At 70.7% G+C, this 16,981-nt stretch carries 19 protein-coding genes; 4 read left to right on the plus strand and 15 right to left on the minus strand.

Annotated elements, in window-relative coordinates; all coding sequences use genetic code 11:
- Nucleotides 1-9: 9 nt before the first annotated feature.
- The 4 genes from O7543_RS09015 to O7543_RS09030 are packed head-to-tail and all read right to left on the minus strand — an operon-like array spanning nt 10 to nt 4,141.
- Nucleotides 10-831, minus strand: a complete 822-nt coding sequence (locus tag O7543_RS09015) for a carbohydrate ABC transporter permease (RefSeq protein ID WP_281554238.1) — start codon at nt 829-831, stop codon at nt 10-12.
- Entirely contained in the window at nt 828-1,775 is a 948-nt protein-coding gene (locus O7543_RS09020; RefSeq protein WP_281554237.1) for a sugar ABC transporter permease, read from the minus strand. Before O7543_RS09020 ends, O7543_RS09015 begins: the two co-directional genes overlap by 4 nt.
- Nucleotides 1,776-1,783: 8 nt before the next feature.
- Nucleotides 1,784-3,070, minus strand: a complete 1,287-nt coding sequence (locus tag O7543_RS09025) for a sugar ABC transporter substrate-binding protein (protein WP_281554236.1) — start codon at nt 3,068-3,070, stop codon at nt 1,784-1,786.
- Nucleotides 3,071-3,127: 57 nt separating this feature from the next.
- Nucleotides 3,128-4,141, minus strand: a complete 1,014-nt coding sequence (locus tag O7543_RS09030) for a hydroxyacid dehydrogenase (protein ID WP_281555535.1) — start codon at nt 4,139-4,141, stop codon at nt 3,128-3,130.
- Between the two features lie 165 nt (nt 4,142-4,306).
- Here O7543_RS09030 and O7543_RS09035 point away from each other — a divergent pair, with 165 nt between their 5' ends.
- Nucleotides 4,307-5,404 carry a LacI family DNA-binding transcriptional regulator gene (locus O7543_RS09035; protein WP_281554235.1) on the plus strand — a complete coding sequence of 366 codons (1,098 nt, stop codon included), beginning with the start codon at nt 4,307-4,309 and terminating at the stop codon, nt 5,402-5,404.
- Between the two features lie 2 nt (nt 5,405-5,406).
- Here O7543_RS09035 and O7543_RS09040 read toward each other — a convergent pair whose 3' ends face one another.
- The 3 genes from O7543_RS09040 to O7543_RS09050 are packed head-to-tail and all read right to left on the minus strand — an operon-like array spanning nt 5,407 to nt 10,098.
- On the minus strand, nt 5,407-7,401 hold the full coding sequence (locus O7543_RS09040) for a DUF2264 domain-containing protein (RefSeq protein WP_281554234.1): 1,995 nt from the start codon (nt 7,399-7,401) through the stop codon (nt 5,407-5,409).
- Nucleotides 7,398-9,320: a heparinase II/III family protein gene (locus O7543_RS09045; protein WP_281554233.1), complete on the minus strand. Its 1,923-nt coding sequence runs from the start codon at nt 9,318-9,320 to the stop codon at nt 7,398-7,400. Before O7543_RS09045 ends, O7543_RS09040 begins: the two co-directional genes overlap by 4 nt.
- The gene (locus tag O7543_RS09050; protein WP_281554232.1) at nt 9,310-10,098 is read right to left on the minus strand and encodes a TIM barrel protein; all 789 of its coding nucleotides are present in this window, start codon (nt 10,096-10,098) and stop codon (nt 9,310-9,312) included. Before O7543_RS09050 ends, O7543_RS09045 begins: the two co-directional genes overlap by 11 nt.
- Before the next feature lie 172 nt (nt 10,099-10,270).
- Here O7543_RS09050 and O7543_RS09055 point away from each other — a divergent pair, with 172 nt between their 5' ends.
- The gene (locus tag O7543_RS09055; protein WP_281554231.1) at nt 10,271-10,531 is read left to right on the plus strand and encodes a type II toxin-antitoxin system prevent-host-death family antitoxin; all 261 of its coding nucleotides are present in this window, start codon (nt 10,271-10,273) and stop codon (nt 10,529-10,531) included.
- On the plus strand, nt 10,521-10,934 hold the full coding sequence (locus O7543_RS09060; RefSeq protein WP_281554230.1) for a type II toxin-antitoxin system VapC family toxin: 414 nt from the start codon (nt 10,521-10,523) through the stop codon (nt 10,932-10,934). The genes O7543_RS09055 and O7543_RS09060 overlap by 11 nt, the downstream gene beginning before the upstream one ends.
- Nucleotides 10,935-10,993: 59 nt before the next feature.
- Here the strand turns inward: O7543_RS09060 and O7543_RS09065 are convergent, their stop codons facing one another.
- From O7543_RS09065 to O7543_RS09100, 8 genes are all read right to left on the minus strand, one after another.
- A complete protein-coding gene (locus O7543_RS09065) occupies nt 10,994-12,082 on the minus strand; it encodes an XRE family transcriptional regulator (RefSeq protein ID WP_281554229.1) in 1,089 nt (362 codons plus the stop codon).
- 153 nt (nt 12,083-12,235) lie between these two features.
- Nucleotides 12,236-12,415, minus strand: a complete 180-nt coding sequence (locus O7543_RS09070) for a hypothetical protein (RefSeq protein WP_281554228.1) — start codon at nt 12,413-12,415, stop codon at nt 12,236-12,238.
- Between the two features lie 137 nt (nt 12,416-12,552).
- Nucleotides 12,553-12,723: a hypothetical protein gene (locus O7543_RS09075; protein WP_281554227.1), complete on the minus strand. Its 171-nt coding sequence runs from the start codon at nt 12,721-12,723 to the stop codon at nt 12,553-12,555.
- Nucleotides 12,724-12,907: 184 nt separating this feature from the next.
- Nucleotides 12,908-14,095 carry a helix-turn-helix transcriptional regulator gene (locus O7543_RS09080; RefSeq protein ID WP_281554226.1) on the minus strand — a complete coding sequence of 396 codons (1,188 nt, stop codon included), beginning with the start codon at nt 14,093-14,095 and terminating at the stop codon, nt 12,908-12,910.
- A gap of 138 nt (nt 14,096-14,233) precedes the next feature.
- A complete protein-coding gene (locus O7543_RS09085; RefSeq protein WP_281554225.1) occupies nt 14,234-15,445 on the minus strand; it encodes a helix-turn-helix transcriptional regulator in 1,212 nt (403 codons plus the stop codon).
- A gap of 59 nt (nt 15,446-15,504) precedes the next feature.
- Nucleotides 15,505-15,738: a hypothetical protein gene (locus O7543_RS09090; protein WP_281554224.1), complete on the minus strand. Its 234-nt coding sequence runs from the start codon at nt 15,736-15,738 to the stop codon at nt 15,505-15,507.
- Nucleotides 15,739-15,760: 22 nt separating this feature from the next.
- Nucleotides 15,761-16,024 (minus strand): hypothetical protein, encoded by a 264-nt coding sequence (locus tag O7543_RS09095; RefSeq protein ID WP_281554223.1) that lies wholly within the window; start codon nt 16,022-16,024, stop codon nt 15,761-15,763.
- A 175-nt stretch (nt 16,025-16,199) separates the two neighbouring features.
- The gene (locus O7543_RS09100; RefSeq protein ID WP_281554222.1) at nt 16,200-16,334 is read right to left on the minus strand and encodes a hypothetical protein; all 135 of its coding nucleotides are present in this window, start codon (nt 16,332-16,334) and stop codon (nt 16,200-16,202) included.
- A gap of 265 nt (nt 16,335-16,599) precedes the next feature.
- On the opposite strand from O7543_RS09100, the gene O7543_RS09105 reads away from it, so the two are divergent.
- Nucleotides 16,600-16,971, plus strand: a complete 372-nt coding sequence (locus O7543_RS09105; protein ID WP_281554221.1) for a DUF805 domain-containing protein — start codon at nt 16,600-16,602, stop codon at nt 16,969-16,971.
- Nucleotides 16,972-16,981: the final 10 nt, after the last annotated feature.

A 16,981-nucleotide genomic window follows, 5' to 3' on the forward strand; every position in this document is an offset into this window, starting at 1 on the left:
CGGCCGCCGTCATTTCAACCCACTGGTGGCGATGCCCTGCACGAAGTAGCGCTGGCCGAACAGGAAGACGAGCAGGATCGGCAGGATCGACAGCACCGAACCGGTCATGATCATGGCGTACTCGGCCTCGTAGAGCCCGATGAAGGTCCGCAGCCCGATCTGTACGGTCCACAGGTCGTTGCTGGTCAGGTAGATGAACGGTCCCATGTAGTCGTTCCAGGTGTTGACGAAGGTGAGCAGCGCCAGGCTGGCCAGCGCCGGCTTGGACAACGGCAGCACGATCCGCGCCCAGATGCCGTACTCGTTGAGGCCGTCGATGCGGGCGGCCTCGGTCAGCTCGTCGGGGATGGTCAGGTAGTACTGCCGCATCAGGAACACGCCGAACGCCCCGAACGCCTGCAGCAGGATCAGCGACAGGTGGGTGTTCACCAGACCGAGCCGCTCCATGATGATGTACTGCGGCACCATGTACGCCTGCCACGGCACGGCGATCGTGGCGATGTAGGCGAGGAACAGCAGGTCGCGGCCCGGGAAGCTGATCTTCGCGAAGCCGTACGCGGCGAAGCTGCCGGTGAGCACCTGAAGGAAGGTGATGGTGACGCTGAGGAACATCGAGTTGTACAGGTAGGTGCCGAGCGGGATCCGGTCCCAGATGCGGACGTAGTTGTCGAAGTGGAACTCCTGCGGAATCCACTGGATCGGCACGGTGAGCACCTGCGAGTCCAGCTTGACCGAGGAGACCAGCATCCAGGCGAACGGCACCAGCACGGCCAGGCCGAGGACGGTGAGCAGCACCTGCAGGACGGCCCGGCGCAGCACGGCGAGGCTCATCGTTCCCCCCTCCGTTGCAGCTGGAACTGGACCACGGTGATCACCAGGACGACCACGAACAGCACCATGGCGATCGCCGACGAGTAGCCGAACCGGCCCTGGGTGATCCCCTCCCGGAAGATCAGCTGCGACAGCACCAGCGTGGCGCGGCCCGGACCGCCCTCGGTCATCACCTGGATCAGGTCGAACACCTTGAAGCTGGAGATGGTCAGCATGATCAGCACGAAGAAGGTGGTGGGCCGCAGCGACGGCACGGTGATGTGTCGGAACCGCTGCCAGGCCGACGCCCCGTCGGTGCGGGCCGCCTCGTACAGCTCGGCCGGGATGGTCTGCAGCCCGGCCAGGTAGAGCACCATGTAGTAGCCCATGTCCCGCCAGACGCTGGTGATGATGACCGCCGGCATCGCCCAGGTCGTCGAGGTGGTCCAGCCCGGCGGGTTGTCGACGCCGATCGCCCGCAGCAGCTGGTTGACCGGCCCGGCGTCGGGGTTGAACAGCATGTTCCACACCACGGCCACCGCGACCAGCGCGGTGATGTAGGGGAAGAACAACGCGGTACGGAAGAACCGTACGCCGCGCAGCGCCCGGTTGAGCAGTACGGCGAAGCCGAGCGCGGCGACCAGGGTCAACGGGATGTGGCCGAGCGCGTAGTAGGTGGTGTTGTACAGCGCGGTCCAGAAGGTCTCGCTGCCCACCATCCGGCGGAAGTTGTCCAGCCCGACCCATTCCGGGGTGCTGTAGGAGTTCCACTCCATGAAGGCCAGCGCCAGCGCGGCGACGACGGGCACCAGGGTGAGCGCGGCGAAGCCGACGAAGTTCGGCAGGATGAAGCTCCAGCCGGCCAGGGTGTTGCGTCGGCGCAGCCGACGTGCCGCACCGGCACCCGGCGGCGGACCGCCGGGTGCCGGTGTGCGTACGGTGTCGATCGGGGTGTGGATCGCCATGGTGCGGGTCAGTCGACCTCGGAGGTGACCCGCTCGCCCATCTCGGCGAGCCCGTCGTCGACGGACCGCTCGCCGATCATGATCAGCTCGTGCTCCTCGGTGAGGATGACGTCCACATCGGAGGATTTCTCGCTGACCGGCATCTCCAGCATCACCTCGTCGGGCTGGAACGCCGCCTGGGCGACCTCGTCGTTGGTCATGCCGTCGACACCGAAGTAGGTCTCGGTGATCGTCTCGTCGGAGTAGGCCGGGTAGACGCCGATGCTGGCGATCGCCGCCGCGCCCTCGGGGCCGGCGGCCCAGGCGACGAAGGTCCGGGCGGCCTCGGAGTTGCGGGCCTTGTTGTTGACCGCGAACGCGGTCGGCGAGCCGAAGGTGGTGACCGGGCCGCCCTCGGTGACCTGCGGCAGCGGGGCGATGCCCCAGTCGACGTCGATGTCGCCGGCCTTCTTCTCCTCGATCAACCGGGCGGCGTACCAGGTGCCCATCGGCAGCATCGCGGCCTGCCCGGTGGAGAACATCGTGTGGTACTGGACCTTCTGCGTCGACGCGGTCGCCCACGGCAGTGTGGCACCGGCGTCCTGCAGGTCGAGCACCATCTGGTAGCGGTCCTTGAGGAAGCCGTACTCGCCGCCGACGAGGTCGCCGCCGCTCTGCGCCGCCGCCGTCGAGTGGATGATGGAGCGCCAGGTGTGGTGGTAGGTGCCGTAGACGGTGTCCTGGCCGCTGCCGCTGGTCAGCTGCTTGGCCAGGTCGGCGTACTCGGCCCAGGTGAGGCTGGTCAGGTCGGCGCCGGTGTCGGCGAGCATGGCCTTGTTGTAGTACAGCACCCAGAAGTCCTGCCGGTACGGCAGCGCGAAGTAGTCCCCGTCGAGGTCGAACGGCTCCAGGCCGAGATACCTGCTCTGGTCGAGGTCGGCCGCCTCGTCGGCGACCGACGCCAACTGGCCACGCAGCGCGTAGCGGGAGTAGTCGGTGACGTTCTTCATGGTGAGCACGTCGGTCTGGTCACCGCCGGCCAGCATGGTGGTGACCTTCTCGGAGTAGTCGTCGGCGAGGATGTCGACCGGCTGCACGTCGATGTCCGGGTGGGCGGCCTCGAACCCGTCGATCAGGGCCGCGAACTCGGGGGTGCTGTCGTAGTTCCACAGGGCGATGGTGAGGATCTCGCGGCCGTCGTCGCCGACGGCCGGCTCGTCGCCACCGCCGCAGCCGGCGGTGACGAGAACCAGTGCGGTGGCGGCGGCCACCGCCCTGCCGATGTGTCGGTTCATCCTGCCGGTGTGTCGGTTCATCAGGTGACTCCTTTTGCGGAGGGTGCGGGGTTTCGTGGGGGTACGGAGCCCGGCCGGTCAGGCGTGCAACGTGAACGCGTCCGGGGTGACTTCGGCATGCAGCGGTTCCCCGACGGTCCAGCGGACGAGTTCGTCGAGGGTGTGGTCGGTAAGCCGGTGGATCTCGGTGCCGAGGGAACCGGCCAGGTGCGGGCTTACCATGACGTTCGGGCTGCCGCGCAGGGCGGCGTCGACGGGTAGCGGTTCGGGGTCGGTGACGTCGAGGATCGCGTACAGCCGGCCGGAGCGGCACTCGGCGGCGAGCGCCGCCGGGTCGACCAGGCTGCCCCGGGCCGTGTTGATCACGGTCGCGTGGTCGGGCAGCAGCGCGAGTTCGGCCGCGCCGATCATGCGGTGCGTGCTGGGCAGCTCGGGCGCGTGCAGGGTGAGGATGTCGCTGTGCGGCAGCAGCTCGGCCAGCTCGACCAGGGTCGCGCCGGCTGCGGCGACCTCGGCCGGGTCGGCGTACGGGTCGGCGACCAGGCAGCGGGCCGAGTCGAGGCAGCCGATCAGGTCGACGACCCGCCGGCCGATCCGGGAGAAGCCGACGACGCCGATGGTCCGGCGGTAGTTGGACAGGTCGCCGTGCCCGTGGTGGTGGCTCCATCCCCGGTACGCCCGGTCGGGGTCGGCGGCGATGAACGGCACCTTCTTGCCGGCGAAGATGATCGCGGCCAGGGTGTACTCGGCGACCGGCACGGCGTTGGCGTCGGCGGCGGTGCTGACCTGGATGCCGCGCCGCCACACCTCGTCGGTCACCAGGGAGCGGACGCTGCCGGCGGCGTGGAAGACGGCGCGCAGGGCCGGCGCGGTGTCCAGCCGCTGCCTGGTCAGCGGGGGTGCTCCCCAGGACGTCACCAGCGTCTCGACCGTGGCCAGTCGGGCGCGCACGGCAGGCGAGTCGAGTTCGTCGGCCCAGACCGGATCGGCCAGGACGACGACGCGGCCGAGGCGCTCCAGCCGAGCCTCGTCGAAGTGGGCCCGGTAGGAGTCCCGGTCCATCACGACGAGCGCCTGCGGCGGGGTGTGCACCGTCAACGTGTCTCCTCGGGTGGCGAATCTCCGGCCGACGTCCGACGTCGTGGGGACCTGCTGGATTCGCCGATGTGACATGGTTAACCTTCGGTGAACATGCTCGCTACCAGCCGATCTCATTCGGTCGGAAACGTTCGCGAACGAACATGGACGGGAGTGCCCATGCCGGCGGATCGGATGTTCAACCTGCAGCGCCGGGAGCGGCTGCTGGAGGAGTTGCGCCGACACGGCTCGGTACGAGTGGCCGACCTCGCCCCGCTGCTCGGGGTCAGCGAGCTGACCGTCCGGCGCGACATCGCCGCCCTGGCCGAGAGCAACCTGCTGACCAGGGTGCACGGTGGCGCCACGCTGCCCACCCAGCTCGGGCCCGCACCGCGACGGCCCCGGGTGGCACCGACCCGGTTCACCATCGGCATGGTCGTGCCGTCACTGGACTACTACTGGCCGCAGATCGTCACCGGCGCCCGCAGCGCCGCCGCCTCGCTCGGCGTGCACATCCAGCTGCGCGGGTCGAGCTACGACCCGACCGAGGACCGCCGGCAGATCACCCGGCTGATCGACGCGCAGCAGGTGCAGGGTCTGCTGCTGGCACCCAGCCTCGACACCGACGGCACCGCCGACATGATCGCCTGGATCGGCAACCTGCCGGTGCCGACGATCCTGGTGGAACGGCAGGCCCCCCGGTGGACCCCGACCCTGCGCCAGCTCGAATGGGTCCGCAGCGACCACGCCCTCGGCCTGGAGATGGCCGTACGGCACCTGCACGAACACGGCCACCGCCGGATCGGGCTGGTGCTGTCCAAGGGCAGCCCCACCTCCGCCCACCTCGCCCAGGGCTGGGCGCTGGCCTGTGCGGACCTCGGCCTGCCCGCCGACCTGGTCATCCGGGAGGCGGTCGCGTTGGACTCCCCGGGGCACCGGGGGATCATCGGCGACGTGCTGCGGCGGTGCCGCCGCGAAGGCGTCACCGCGCTGATCGTGCACGGCGACCCGGACGCCATGTCGGTCGCGCAGTACTGCGCCGAGCAGGGCGTGCCGATCCCCGACCAGCTCGCCCTGGTCTCCTACGACGACGAGGTGGCACACCTGGCCGAGCCGGCGCTCAGTTCCGTCCGCCCACCGAAGAGCCAGGTGGGCCGGGTGGCGGTCGAGCTGATGGTGGCCCGGCTGGTCGAGGGCCGACGCCGCCCCGTGCAACGGGTGCTGATCACCCCCGAACTGGTGATCCGTGACTCGTCCACGCCCCGGCCGACCCGCTGAGCTCACCCCGGCGCGGCCGGCAGCAGCAGCGTCGAGGCGTGACCGTCCGGCCAGCGGATGTCGACCGAGTCGCCCGCGCCGCCGGCCGTCACCGTCACCACCGGCACCGCCGCGTCGGCCGGGTCTCCCCCGGCGCCGGTCAGGGTCACGGCGGCGACGTACACCCGGCCGGGTGTCGGCGCGGCGGCGGTCCGCAACACCGGCACCGCCACCTGATCACCCAGCGGCGAGGTACCCCGCTCGCGGCGTACCAGCGCATGCTCGAAGCCGGTCAGGCCGACCAGCCGGGACGTCACCGCGGCACCGGCCACGACGGACACCGGCGGGTCGTCGCCGGTACGCGCCGGCGGCGGTACGTCACCGGCGACCGGCCAGCCGCTGAACTCCAGCCCGGTGCCGCCGTCGAGACCGTCGGCGGAGTCGGCCCGGGCCAGCCGCACCTCGGTCGGGCCGCGCACCGCCGAGGCCACCGTCACCACCGGGCCCCGGCGCAGCCGGCCCCGCCGGCCGGACCCGTGGTCCGGGCCGGCGTCATCGTCGGTGTCGACCCAGTGGGCGTCGGCCCGCGACACCGCCCAACCGACCCCGTCGACCAGCCGGCAGTCGACCGTCACGAACCCGTTGCGGTGACTGCGCCGGCCCGTCGCGTCGACGACGGCGACCGAATTGTCCGACGGGTCGCCAACGGTGGCCCCGGTCAGCGGCGGCATCGTCGCCGTCGAATAGCCGAGCCGGGCGTACAGCGGCGAGTCGGCGCGCTCGTCGCCGGGCACCGAGTGGTCGGTGCCGTGGTTGACCACCCGGACCACACCGTCACGGCGGGTGCCGGTGACCAGCCAGCCCGGCGTCGGCACCGCCACCAGCAGGTCCGCCCGCTCGACCGGCAACGGCTGTTCGGTCGCCGTCCACACCGGATGATCGGCCGGCAGGGCCAGCCCCAGCATCCCCTTCGCCGCCCAGTACGGCGACCCGGGCCCCGAGTACGACTGGGCCATCGCCGGCCATTCATGGTGCCAGCCGATGGGCAGCAGGCCACGCCGGTCCGGTGCCCCGTGGTCGTGAAAGTGACGCAGCATCCCGCTCGCCGCCCGGCGCAACACCCCCGGCGCCACCTCGGTCGCGCCGGTCATCGCCCCGACCCACAGCGGTGCGGCCGCCGCGAACCGGTACGCCAGGCTGCGGCCCTGCATCAGCGGCGACCCGTCGGCCCCGATCAGCCGGACCGCGTCGTCGAGGAACGTCGCGAGCCGCTGACGCCACGCCTGACGCAGCCCGTCGGGGCACAGCTCACCGGCCTGGTCGGCCCAGAGCAGCGGATAGACGTGCAACGCCCAGCCGACGTAGTGGTCGTAGGACCGCTCCGGTCCGTCGGAGTACCAGCCGTCGGCCCGGTACAGCGACTCGTGCACCCGCAGCCCGGATTCGATGTCCTCAGTCGACCAGGGGCCGCCGACCGAGCGCAGGAAGGTCTCCACGACGATCTGGAACCACACCCAGTTGATCGGCGGGTACCGCTGCCCGACGACGCTGCCGAGCCAGTCGACGGTCCGCTGCCGGGTCGCCTCGTCGAGCCGGTCCCACAGCCAGGGGCGGGTCAGGTGCAGACCGAGCGCGATCGAGCAGGCTTCGACCTTGGCCTGGTCCAGTCGGTCCGGGCGGGGCCAGGCGGTCGGCGAGATCGGGTCGGTGCCGGCGCGCAGCCCGGCGGCGTACCAGTCGGCCAGCCCGTGCGGGTCGGCGCCGGCCTCGCCGCGTAGCCGGACCGCCGCCAGCAGGAACGACCGGGCGAACGCCTCCAGCGAGTCGCTGTCCGGTCCGTAGGCGCTCGGCCGGCCGGGCAGGCCGATCCGGGCGTGGTCGGGCGAGGCGTACGGACGCAGCGCCAGCAGCATCCGGTCGGCGGCCGCCCCCCAGTGCGCGCGGGTGTAACCGGTGTACGGGGACAGCCGCCGGTCGTCGGCGATCTGCTCCTCGGCAGCCTGGTCATCGGCGTTCATTCGGGACCTCCGGAGACGGTCACGGTGACGGAGCCGGTCCGCTGGGCCGGCAGGGTGAGCACCAGCCGGTGCACGGCGTCGCCCCAGACGTCGCGCAGCAGCGGGTCGTCGACCGGCTGCCGGTCCAGCCGACCGGCACCGAGCTGCGGTTCCCAGGTCAGCACGAGGATCCCGCCGGCCAGGGCCCGTACGGCGAGCCGCCCGGCGACGTGGGCCAGCGGCTCGCCGGCGAGGACGTGGTGCAGCCGCAGCCCGGTCGGGTCGTCGACGCGCCACCGCTCGGTGACGGTCACCGTCGACCGGCGTCGGTCCAGCCGCACCTGCCGCCGCCAGGACCGACAGCCGGCCTCCGGCGGGTAGGCACCAGCCAGGTCGAGGCGCAGCGCGTCGGCGTCGGCACCGGTGTCGACGGCGACCGCCGACGCCCGGAAGTCGCGGCCCGCGGCCTGACCGTGACCGCCGACGACCGGCAGGTTGTGCCACTGGCTGCGGGTGACCCACTGTTCGTACCGGCGGTCGGTGAACGAGATCGCGGTGTAGGTGGGCTGGCCGAGGTCGACCAGCACCGGGCACCCGTCCAGGGCGACGAGGTACGAGCCGACGTCGTTGTGGTTGTGGTTCTCGTCGTTGTGCCCACCCTTGACCGCGACGGTCAGCCCGGCCGAGCTGCCGGCCCGTTCCCGGCTGACCAGTAGTTGCAGGTCGGGCAGCCAGGTGGTGACCGGCAGCGGCGGAGCGGTCGGTGGTTGGGTGAACCACCGCGAATCCGTCAGCCCGCGTACCGCCCGGCCCAGCCCGGCGGCGACCGTCACGGCCGGTTCGCCCAGGGTACGGTGACTGGCCGCGAAGTCGATCACCTGCCGGTCGCCGGTGGCCCGGCCCCAGCGGTGCAGGACCTGCCACGGCTGCGCGTCGCTCGGCCGGGCCGGGCCGTCGCCGACGTTGACGTACCAGCCGCCGCCGAGGGCCATCCGGTGCGGGTAGCGGGCCAGCTGCGGCAGCGGCGCCCACCGCCACGGATCCAACCGCCCGTCGAGGACCCGGTCGAGCAGGTCGAGCGCTTCGGCCAGCCGGGCCGGGCCGTTCCACCAGTACGCGTAGCCTTCGTCGCAGCCGCCGTCGGCGGGCAGCGAGCCGAGGTAGCGGTCGAGCCCGTCGACGACAAGGTCGACCACCTGGGTCCGAATGTCCGCGTCGTCGACCAGGAACAACGCGGCGGCCAGCAGATGGCCGTGGATCCACGGGTTCCAGTTGTGCAGGTGCCCGTCCAGGCCGAGCCAGTGCCAGTCACGGCTGCCCAGGAACGGCTCGATCACCCGGGCGCGGGTCTCCCGGCGGATCCGCTGGCGCAGCCCCGGGGTGCGCTCGTCGAGCGTCGCGCCGAGGATCAGGTCGGCCCAGGCAAGCACGGCCACCGTCTCGGCGGCCCCGAGGTCCAGGTACGGCCGGTCGACGTCGGGCACCACGTGCCGGCGGTCGGCGGCAAACTGCTCGTGCGCGGCCCAGCACCAGGTGGTCTGCTCGCAGAGCTGCAGCAGCCCGTCGGCGGCCTCGTCGAGGTAGGGCTGGCCGTGCAGCGCGGCGGCCAGCGCGGCTGTGGCGGTACGCCGCCGCAGCCCACCGGCGGGCTGCTCGTACGCTGTCCGGACCCCGTCGCGCCAGTAGCGGGCGTAGTCGGACAGCAGCAGTCGGGGCCAGGCGGTGCCCCGGTCGGCCTCGGCGGCGGCCACGATGGCCCGCTCGGTGACCTCGTCGACGTGCGGCCAGGCCGCCCGGCCGGTGCCGCCGATGTCGTACACCTGCCGTGCCCGGCCGAGCGCTGCCGTCCGCAGCTGCGGGTCCAGCGCCGCCCACCGACGGGCGAGCGGCCCGGGCCCGGCCGTTGCCGCTGCTGCCGCCGGGTCTGGCTCAGCCGGCACGACGGTCCGTTGTGATCAGCCGGGTCAGCGTTGCCGCTTCGATCGCGACCCGGCCGGGATCGTCGTCGATCACGAACTCCAGCAGGGTGTCAAAGTTGCGGCCGGCACCGCGCAGTTCGGCGAAAACGTCGCGCCAGAGTCGGTCGCGGGCGGTCAACGGCAGTCGCTGGTAGCCGGGCCACCAGGAGAAGACATGCACCGCGTCGACCCAGGGCATCACCTGCCGCAGGTCGTCGACGGCGGCGGCGTCGGGCAGGTCGAGCGGCGGCTGCCAGTACGTGCGTACCGCCGGATGGTCGACGTCGGCGAGCAGCCGCAGCGTCGACTCGGCCGTGTCGGTCAACGTGCCGGAGTGGTACTCGAAGGCGAGGGTGACGCCGGCGTCGGCGGCCCGCTGCGCGGCGGCCCGGGTGGCGGTCACGACCGCGCGGCGCTCGTCGGCGCTGGCCTGCGCCGAGCCGAGGGTGCCGGCCCAGATCCGGATCCGGGGTGCGCCGAGCGCGACCGCTGCCGCCAGTACGGCCGGAAAGTCCTCGTCCGGGTCGGAGCCGGCCCGGAAGTAGGAGCCGTAGGAGGCGACCCCGACGCCCCGGTCCAGGCCGGCGTCGCGCACCGAGGTCGCGGTGCGGGTGTCACCCGGCGGTACGTGCACGTCGGCGCCCCATTCGACGCGACGCAGGCCGGCCCGTGCGGCGACGTCCAGCACTGCCGAAGCCGGCTGCTGCCGCAGGGTGACGGAACACATGCCGCTGTGGATCTTCGGACTGGTCGCCGGCACGCGCCCTCCTCGCTGGGTCGGCAAGCGCTTTCCGCGCGACCCTAGAGCAGCAGTCCGGACGAGTGCAACAGCCTCACCGGGTCGCCCGAGCGTCACGGCCAACCCCGCCACTCCGCCCGACCGATCGTGCCACCACGTAGCACCTGGTGCCACATCATGTTAGGGTCCGGGTATGGCAGCGGAACTGACGCAGCGGGATCTTCGGGCAAGATCCGGACAAATCATGGACGCCGTCGCGCATGGCGAGTCGTTCGTCGTCACCCGCAACGGCACCCCGATTGGGGAGCTGATCCCACTGCGTCGGCATCGAGTGGTGACGCGGGAGCAGTTCGCGGGGGTGTCTGCGAACGCGCCGGTCATCGACGCGGCGCGGTTCCGAAGTGATCTGGACAGCGCAATGGAAAACGAGCTTCAGGACCCTTATGAACTCTGAAGTCCACGGGCTGCTCGACACCAACATACTGATCTTGCGCCGACAAATCGACCATGCCCGACTTCCGGATACGATGTCGATCAGCGCAGTCACCCTCGCCGAGTTGTCCGCAGGCCCACATCACACCGACGACCCAGTAGAGCGTGCGCGCCGGTTGGACGTGCTCCAGCGGGCCGAGTCGGAGTTCGACCCGCTTCCGTTCGATGCTGAGGCGGCCCGGGCGTTCGGCAGAGTTGTCGCAGCCGTACTGGCCGCAGGGCGCAAGCCGAGAGCACGTACGGCAGATCTCATGATCGCGAGTATTGCCATTGGCAACCGCCTACCGATCTACACCACAAACCCCGACGACTTCGCCGGCTTGGAGGGTCTGGTGACCGTGGTAGCGGTGCCAGTGCCGAACTGAACGGCAGCCGCCGCTGGTCCGCTGCTCCTTGATCCGGGCTGGTCACCAGCAACTCAGTCTTACCGGGTCAGCCCGAGCGTCGCGGCCAGTCCGGCCACGCCGGCAGCCGGCGGCGCGCACCGGGCGACCTCGGCTACCACCGTACGGGCGGACGGCCGCAGCCGGACCTCGGCGGACGCGACCCGGTCGGCGTCGACCAGCGACCGGCCCGCCATGATCAGGTCCCCGGACTGCAGTGCCGCCCGCGCTACGTCGACCAGGTACGCCGCCCGGTACTCGGCCGGCAACCCGCGCCAGCCGGAACGCCGCACCAGCACATCGTGTCGGCGTACGGCTTCTTCCGCCTCGCCGAGGTCGGCGGCCGCCGCCACCCGGGCCAGCTCGACCGCCGTCGGCCCGAACCCGCTCCACTGGTGGTCATGACCGTCGCCGATCTGGTCAGCGACGTCTCCGGCCTGCCCGGTCAGCTCCCGCACGGCGGCGGCGTCGTCGCATTCGGCGGCGGCCAACGCGGCCTGCAGCAGCAGCGTGCCGTACACCGACAGCCGCGGCGGCGGACCGTCGTCGGCCGGGCCGGCCGGGTCGAGTCGGTGCGCGGCGGCGATCGTCGCCGACATCGCCAACCTGCCGTGGCCCACCGCCCGCAGCGTCTGCCCCAGCGGCACCGCCGCCGTCGCCGCCAGCAGCGGATCACCGGCGGTCGACGCGACCGTCATCGCCCGGTCGGCCGCCAACCAGGCCAGGTCGGTTTCGTCGAGCTTGACCAGCACCGACGAGGCGATCCGGTACACCTGCACCAGCGGTTGCGCGCCACCGACCGGGTCGGCGGCGTGCCGCCGCCGCGCGGCGGTGAGCAGGTCGGGCAGCATTCGCAGCAGCTGCGGGTAGTGGGCGTGCCGGTACGCCAGCCAGGCATGCTCGACCCGCCGGGTGGTCGCTCCGACATCCGGCGGTGCCGTGCCGGTGTCGGCGACGGCAGCAACGCCGAAGATGTCGTAGCAGGCGAGGGCGGCGCGCACCGCCTCCACCCCGGGCACCGCCGAACCGACTCCCGGTGGCGGGGTCGTCGACCCGGCCGCGCCGACGAGTTCGGCCGGGTCGACCCGCAGCACCTCGGCGATCTGGTGGATCACCGAGAACCTGTCCAACCGGCGGGCACCGCGTTCGACCTTCCCAGCTTTTCGACTTGCCGATCCGGTCGGCGAACACCTGCTGGGTCATCCGCCGCCGGGCCCGCCACTGCGCCACCCGGCGACCGATCGGCAGGTCGTCACGGACCCGTACGGCGCCACCGTCGACCGTCACCGCCGCTTCACCTCGGGTGCCGGCGCGGCCGCGCCGGCGAACGTCCACGAGACGAACCGTTCGTGCAGCTCCGCCGGGTCGACGATGCCGGCCTCGTCGGCGGCGCGCGGCATCATCGCCGCCAGGCCCGCCGCCAGACCGATCGGGTCGACGGCGTACGCCTCGGTCAGCTGCACCCGCGCCGGGGAACACGGCCACGGCGTGCCGTCCGGGCACACCGCGCACGTCCACGCAGGCCGACACGGCTCATGCGCCGGCTCATGCGACCCGGGCGGCCGCAGCGGCTCCGGCGGTCGGGAAGGCTCCGGCCCGGTCACGGCAGGTAGTGCCGGCCGGCGTTACCGCCACGGCGCTCCGCCCGATCGGTACGGGTGGCGGGCCGCCGGTCCGGCGGCGCGCACCGGTCGGCGTACCGGCGACGACCCGGCACCGGGTAGACCACGTCGATCACGACGTCCGGCCGCTGAAACCATTTTCCGAGCACGATGTCCCCCTCATGGCATGTGGAGGGCGGCGACCCGGGGTGGCTCTCCGTGTCGACCCTGGGCCGCCGCCGCTAGGCGGGCCCGACGCGCGAAAAGGGCGATCGCGGGTACGGCGTCGGGCCCACACACCACGCTATGAGCAGGCCGGTCATCCAAGAGGGACAATCTGTACCCCAGGTACAACTACCAATCGATTCCCATCGCCAGCGCGAGTTCCCGGGCGTCCTCGCCCACCACGCCGGTTCGCCCTACCAATTCCATGGCCATGCCCCGGGCGTGCGGCTGGTGGCGGACAGTTTCTACCGACTCGCGCAGGGCCCGGCCCAGAAGATGCACCACCGCTACCTCGTCCCGTCGCATCAGATGCGCCCGAGCGGCGTCGATCAGTCCACCGGACCGCCGGGTCCGTGACGGTAAAGCCGAGTAATCGACCCCCGTAGCCCGGCGCACCGCCTCGCCCGGGCGTGCAAGGTCGATTCCGATAGTCACCCCGAAAGCGTCGACGACCACCGAACCGAACATCAACCACGGGTGCACGTACCCGGTACCCAACCGACGTGCGACGGAATCCGCCGAATCCCAGTAGCGCCAGGCCTGCCCTGCCCGGCCGGCTCGCGCATGGCCCAGGGCCAAGCCCAGCTGCAACTGTCCCCACCTGGCTAGTTGATCGTCACCACCGCTGCCGTCCAACAGATCGAGAGCGTCCACGAGCACCTGCTCGGCGGCGTCGGGCTGCCCATCGGAGCGATACACGTGGGCGTAATACCAGGCGGCAGCAGCTATCGCGCCAGGGTCGTCCGCATCCTGGGCAGCCAGCATCGCCCGGTCGGCCGCCAACCAGACCAGCTGTGGCTGTGGCTGGTGCGCCGCGTACAACTGCACCAGATGGTAGACCCGAGCCAGTTCGGTCGCAGCCTGTCGACGATCGGCGCCGTCGAGAAGACGTGCCGCGAGCCGGGCATCGACAAGGAGCCTGGGCAGCAGCGCGGCAACCGCAGTCCGCTCAGCACTGGCGTGATGCCAGGCGATCCACGCCTGGTCCACCCGAGCACGAAGGGCAGCGGCCGCCAACGGATCACCGACCGGAAGGGTGGTTCGGTGCATTGCCGCAGCAATGCTGTCGATGGCGGGGTGGCCGGCACGGGTGACTGAGGCTACAGGAAGAGACTGATCTCCCGTCAGCACGGACAGGTCGTCGATGTCCAGGACTTCCGCGAGCCGCAGCAGCATCGGCAGCCGGGGGGTAAGCAACCGACCGGATTCGAGGGCCTTGACCCACTCGGCACTACGGCCGACGAGGCCGCCGAGCACGGCCCGGGTCTTACCGCTGCGTTCGCGAAATGTCCGCAGCCGTGATCCGAACGTATCCATGATGTCTCCCCAGGTAGAGGCTGGGCGGCGGCGCGGTCGGGGCCTCTACCTCCCGGCGCGCCGCCATGCCAGACGGTACCTGGTACCGCGTCGCCGCAGTCAACACCGCTCGTCGTGATTGCCGGCGCTCACGGCGAGCTACGCGAGCAAGCCAACCTTCAGCGCAAGGTCACGGGCCTCATCCCGCATCGCCCGTGGCCCGTCGAGCAGGTCGAGGGTGATCTGCCGGGCGTAGCCGTTGAAGCGAATTGTCTCCGGCGCCGACTCGTACGCCTGCCGCAGAGTTGCCACAGCCGCCTCGGTGTGGCCCTTGCCGTGATGGCCACGGGCTACCTCGATCAGATGTCGGGCTCGACGGGGCCGCGACGGGATTGCCGCAGGATCGATTCGTCGTGACTGCCGCACCGCCTCGCCGGACTTCTGCAGCTCCACGGCCACCGTCACCGCATGCACGCCCATGATGATCCGGGAAAACGACGTCTGCTGCTGGTAGAAGCCTCGTGGAAGTCGCTGAGCAACCTGGTCGGCGCGGTCCCAGTACCGCCAGGCACGGCCCTCCTCGCCGGCACGGGCGGCGGTGTAGGCGGCCTCGAAGTTCAGCGCTCCCCACAACGCGAGCAAGTTCGCGCTCGACTCGGCCATCTGAGGTTCCACCGTCGAAACGACATCCAGCGTCACCGCCATAGCGGTGTCCCAGTCTCCTGCATCCCGGTGCACCTGACATAGAAACCAACCGGCGCACGCCAATGCTTCGGTATCCCCCGACTCCTGAGCCGCGACCATCGCACGGTCCGCGACGCGCCACAGGAGTTCCGCCGCCGGCTGGTAAGCCAGGAACATCTGCGCCAGCCCCAGCACCTGCGACAGCAGCGCCTGCGCCTGCCGTCGCTCGTCGCCCTGGTACGTCAGCGCCGCACGCTGCAAATCCCGCAACAGCTCGGGCAGCAGTGCACCCAGCACCGTACGGTGATCAGCCGCCTGATGGCGTGCTCGCCACGCCGCCGCGAGGCGTTCGCGGATCTCGTTCAGCGGCGGTGGCGCGACGTCATTGAACAGTGCCGTGCGATTCACGGCGTCACGGACCGACGCCAGTGCGGGATGCTCCGGTCCGTTCACCACGGCCGAGCGGCCGCCCAGCTCACCGACCAGCACGGATACATCCACCTTCAGCACGCGGGCGATGCGGTCCAGCATGTGTACGCGCGGCGGCAGGATTCGATCGGATTCCACTGCCTTGACCCACTCGGCGCTGCGACCGACGAGGCCACCAAGCACGGCCCGGGTCTTGCCGGATCGTTCACGGTAGACCTTCAGACGCTGCCCGAAGGTCAACCCAGGCATGGGGTCCATCCCGAACCTCCTCGTCGCACGGAAACGCGATCACACCCCGGATCGCACCTCCTGCCACGCTACTGGTTGTCGCCGCGCCAGATAACCCCAGCTACGACAAGACGAGTAGTTACCAAGTCTTCTATTGAAGGCGTGCCTTGATAGTACTCGCGGATGTAGTCGAGTGCGCGGGTGAAGACGGCGTTGTCGCGGATCCTGAACTTGATGTAGAGGGTCTTCCGCAGTGCCTGTTGGACCAGACGGTCACCCTCGTAGGTGTCCTGCCATCCGCTGAAACGGACCGCGCGGACCACCTCGTCGACCTCGTCGACGACGTTATCGACGATGATCGGGGGTGTCTTCGCCCTTGAGGGATTCGAAGAGTTCGGTGAGCGCCGCTTTCCCCTGCTCCTCGGGCGGAACCCCGGCGGCGGCCTTTTCCGCAGCCACGGTGTTACGGGCGAGGGCGAAGAGTTTCTTGAGGAATTCAAGACTGGCCTGCTGCGCGTGAGCGTACTTCTCGCGCCGGGCGGCGAGCCGCTTGCCGAGCTCGACGAAGACGGGTTGCCCTTGTGCTTGGCGATGCGGGCGGTGATCCACCGCTCGACCTCGACCGGGTCGACGTCGTTCCTCTTGCCGGTCATCAGCCGGTGGATGCAGTGTCACCTCACCGGGTCGGGGTACCAGCTAAGCTTGATGCCAGAGATGCATCGAGATGCACCTGTGGCATCACGTCCTCGGAAGCACCTCGGGTTTGCCCCGGAGTGCAACAACCTCACCGGGTCGGCCTGAGCGTCGCGGCCACCCCGGCAGCCGGCGGTGTGCACCGGGCGACCTCGGCGACCACTGTACGGGCGGACGGGCGTAGCCGGACCTCGGCGGACGCGACCCGGGCGGTGTCGACCAGCAAACGGCCCGCCGTGCAAGAACGTTTGGTACAGCGGAGTACGGAGAAGGTGGACAAGCTATCAGCACCAGCAGACGGCGAGGCGGTGTTCCCAGCATCCAGGTGAACACCTTCGAGATCGACGCTGCGACCGAAGGGACCGAGGGCTCGATGTGCGGGGAGATCATCCCGGACAGGGTTTGACGGATCGGACGCCAGAGCGCGGCGGACGCTCGCGTACCCTGATGCCGCACCGCTGCTCATATGTCCACAATGCTGGAGTAACGTCATGTCGTTCACCGAAGCTGTCCGTTCGGCCCTGACCCGGTACGTAGGGTTCAGCGGCCGGGCTCGCCGCGCCGAGTACTGGTGGTTCGTCCTGTTCTCGACCGCCGTCGCCATCGTGGGGTCGATCCTCGACCTCCTGCTGGGGACCGGTTTGGACGGGGGCAACCTCGGCATTCTCTATGTGGTTGCCCTCCTCGCGCTCGCACTGCCCTCGCTGGCGGTCGCCGTCCGCCGCCTGCACGACACCGAACGATCCGGCTGGTGGGTGCTGATCTCGCCGATCCCGCTGATCGGCCCCCTCGTGATGCTGATCTTCACCGTGCAGGACGGCACCCCCGGCCCGAACCGCTTCGGTCCCAGCCCGAAGTACTAGACGAGTTGTT

The sequence above is a fragment of the Solwaraspora sp. WMMA2080 genome (assembly GCF_027497395.1).
Classification (GTDB): Bacteria; Actinomycetota; Actinomycetes; order Mycobacteriales; family Micromonosporaceae; genus Micromonospora_E.